This window comes from Streptomyces phytophilus, assembly GCF_013870535.1.
GTDB classification, from domain to species: domain Bacteria; phylum Actinomycetota; class Actinomycetes; order Streptomycetales; family Streptomycetaceae; genus Streptomyces; species Streptomyces phytophilus.
On the sequence record NZ_JACBXC010000770.1, the window covers coordinates 1 to 2,917 of the forward strand.

At 71.9% G+C, this 2,917-nt stretch carries 3 protein-coding genes and 1 pseudogene; all 4 read left to right on the forward strand.

What is annotated here, in order from left to right:
- A pseudogene (locus tag H5J30_RS24965) lies at positions 1–552 on the forward strand (dihydroxy-acid dehydratase); the annotation flags it as partial.
- Between the two features lie 99 nt (positions 553–651).
- Positions 652–1,602: a carbohydrate ABC transporter permease gene (locus tag H5J30_RS24970; protein WP_181789610.1), complete on the forward strand. Its 951-nt coding sequence runs from the start codon at positions 652–654 to the stop codon at positions 1,600–1,602.
- The gene (locus tag H5J30_RS24975; protein ID WP_181789611.1) at positions 1,599–2,507 is read left to right on the forward strand and encodes a carbohydrate ABC transporter permease; all 909 of its coding nucleotides are present in this window, start codon (positions 1,599–1,601) and stop codon (positions 2,505–2,507) included. Before H5J30_RS24970 ends, H5J30_RS24975 begins: the two co-directional genes overlap by 4 nt.
- Positions 2,504–2,917: Gfo/Idh/MocA family protein (locus tag H5J30_RS24980; RefSeq protein WP_181789612.1), on the forward strand; the 414-nt coding region annotated here is incomplete at its 3' end. The genes H5J30_RS24975 and H5J30_RS24980, both read left to right, overlap by 4 nt.

Genomic DNA, 2,917 nt, shown 5'->3' on the forward strand with positions numbered 1-2,917 from the left:
ATCAAGCACGTCGCCGCCGAGCCCCGGCTGCTCGCGCACACCGGGCCGGCCGCCGTCTTCGACGACTACCGCGAACTCCAGCGCACCATCGACGACCCGGCGCTCGCGCTCACCGCGGACCACGTGCTGGTGCTGCGCAACGCGGGCCCGCTGGGCGGCCCCGGCATGCCCGAGTACGGGATGCTGCCGATCCCCGCGTACCTGCTCAAGCAGGGCGTACGCGACATGGTGCGGATCTCCGACGCCCGGATGAGCGGCACGAGTTACGGGGCCTGCGTGCTGCACGTCGCCCCCGAGGCGTACGTCGGCGGGCCCCTGGCGCTGGTCGAGAACGGCGACCTCGTCACCCTCGACGTCGCCGCCCGCACCCTGCGGCTGGAGGTCGGCGACGCGGAGCTGGCCCGCCGCCGCGCCGCCTGGACGCCGCCGCCCCCGCGCTACGAGCGCGGCTACGGCGCCCTGTACGCCGACCAGATCACGCAGGCCGACACCGGCTGCGACTTCGCCTTCCTGGCCCGTACGGGCCGGGTGCCCGAGCCCTACGCGGGCTGACCGCCCGGGCGCGCACCACTCCGTCCCACCCCGGCAGCACCTGTCCGATCCACCGAACGACGTTCGCGAAGCGCTTCGACGGCACCGATAGGAGCAGACATGGCCCAAGCCGTGGCGCGGCCGCCCGGAACGGCCCGGCGGCGCGCGGAGAACCGGCGCGGGGACAGCCGCGGCCGGGGCGCCCGGCGCCTTCCGTATCTGCTGATCGCCCCCGCCGGGCTGCTGATGCTGGGCTTCATCGCGTACCCGATGCTCAGCGTCTTCTACTACAGCCTGCGGCACTACAACGTCACCAAACCCTGGCGCGACGGCTTCGCGGGCCTGGACAACTTCACCACGCTGCTCACCGACGACCCGCTGTTCTGGGACTCGCTGGCCTTCAGCGCCAAGTGGGTCGTCGTCGAGGTCGGCCTCCAGCTCGCGTTCGGCCTCGCCCTCGCGCTGATCGTCAACCAGACGTTCCTGGGCCGCGCGGTCGCCCGCGCGCTGGTGTTCTCGCCGTGGGCCGTCTCCGGCGTCCTCACCACGACGATCTGGATGCTGCTCTACAACCCCGCCACCGGCGTCAGCCGCTACCTCGCCGACGCCGGCATCGGCTCGTACGGCACCTCGGTCCTCTCCGACACCGGCACCGTCTTCTGGGCCGCCGTCCTGGCCGAACTCTGGCGCGGCGTGCCCTTCTTCGCCATCCTCATCCTCGCCGACCTCCAGTCCGTGCCGAAGGACCTCTACGAGGCCGCGGCGGTCGACGGCGCCGGGCGGCTGCGGCAGTTCGTGCACATCACGCTGCCCCACCTGCGGGACGCGATCATCCTGTCGACGCTGCTGCGCGCGGTGTGGGAGTTCAACAACGTCGACCTCCTCTACACCCTCACCGGCGGCGGCCCCGCGGGCCGGACGACCACCCTCCCGCTGTACGTCGCCAACACCGGCATCCACGGCCACGACTTCGGCTACGCCTCGGCGCTGACCACGGTCGCGTTCGTGATCCTCCTCTTCTGCTCGATCCTCTACCTGCGCCTGAGCAAGTTCGGAGGCGACAACCGATGAGCACCGCTCCGACCGCGCTCGCCGCGCCCCCGCGTGCCCGCGGCGCCGCGCCCGCCCCGCCGGCCCGCCGCGGCCGAGCACGCGGGCGGCGGTCGTACGACGAGGTGCCGCGCTGGCAGATATGGGTCCCGCTCGGGCTCTACCTGCTCTTCACGCTCATCCCCTTCTACTGGATGCTGCTCTTCGCCCTGCGCCCCGCAGGATCCACCTCGCTGGTGCCGTGGCCGGTGACGTTCGAGCACTTCGACAAGGTGTGGACCGAGCGCAGCTTCGCCACCTTCTTCCAGAACAGCATGCTCGTCGGCGCCGCGACGCTGGTCATGACCACCGGCGTCGCGCTCGCCGGCGGCTACGCGCTGGCCCGCTTCGACTTCCGGATCAAGAAGGTCTTCCTGCTCGGGCTGCTGTGCTCGCAGTTCATCCCCGGCGCGCTGATGCTCGTCCCGCTCTTCGAGATCTTCCGCAGCCTCCAGATGATCAACTCGCTGGGCAGCGTCGTCATCGCCGAGACCGTCTTCCAGCTCCCGCTGTCGCTGATCCTCATCAGCACGTTCATCAAGAACGTGCCGTACGCGCTGGAGGAGGCCGCCTGGGTCGACGGCTGCGGGCGCTTCCGGGCGTTCTGCGCGGTGGTGCTGCCGCTGCTGCGGCCCGGCCTGATCGCCGTCGGCTCCTTCGCGTTCGTGCACAGCTGGAATCACTTCCTCTTCGCGCTGATGTTCCTCAGCGAACAGGACAAGCAGACGATCCCCGTGGGCCTCAACACGCTGATCGGCGCCGACAGCGTCGACCTGGGCGCGCTGGCGGCGGGCGGGGTGATCGCGGCGGTGCCCGTGGTGATCGTCTTCGCGTTCATCCAGCGGTGGCTGATCACCGGCTTCAGCGCGGGGGCGGTGAAGGGATGACGGCCCGGAACTCCCGTACGCCCGCTCCCGTGCCCGTCGTGCTGGCCGGGGCCCGCGGGCACGGCCGGCGGCACCTGGCGAACATCCGCCGGCTGGAGCGGGCGGGCCGGGTCGTGCTGGCCGGGGTCTGCGAGACCCAGCCGCTCGCCGCCGCCGACTTCGCCGGCGAACCCGTCCCGCAGGGCGCCGACTTCGCCGTGCTGCTGGAGCGTACGGGCGCCCGGCTGGCCGTGGTCTCCACGCCGATCCCCACGCACGCCGACTTCGCCTTGGTGGCCGCCGCGTACGGCGTGCACCTGCTGCTGGAGAAGCCGCCCGCGGCGTCGTTCGCGCTCTACGAGCGCATCGAGGCCGCCTGCCGCTCCGCCGGCGTCGCCTGCCAGATCGGCTTCCAGTCCCTCGGCTCGCAC

Excerpts from the sequence above, each read along its gene's own strand:
- H5J30_RS24970 (WP_181789610.1), top strand. The coding sequence starts at position 652 with ATGGCCCAAGCCGTGGCGCGGCCGCCCGGAACGGCCCGGCGGCGCGCG.
- H5J30_RS24975 (WP_181789611.1), top strand. The coding sequence starts at position 1,599 with ATGAGCACCGCTCCGACCGCGCTCGCCGCGCCCCCGCGTGCCCGCGGC.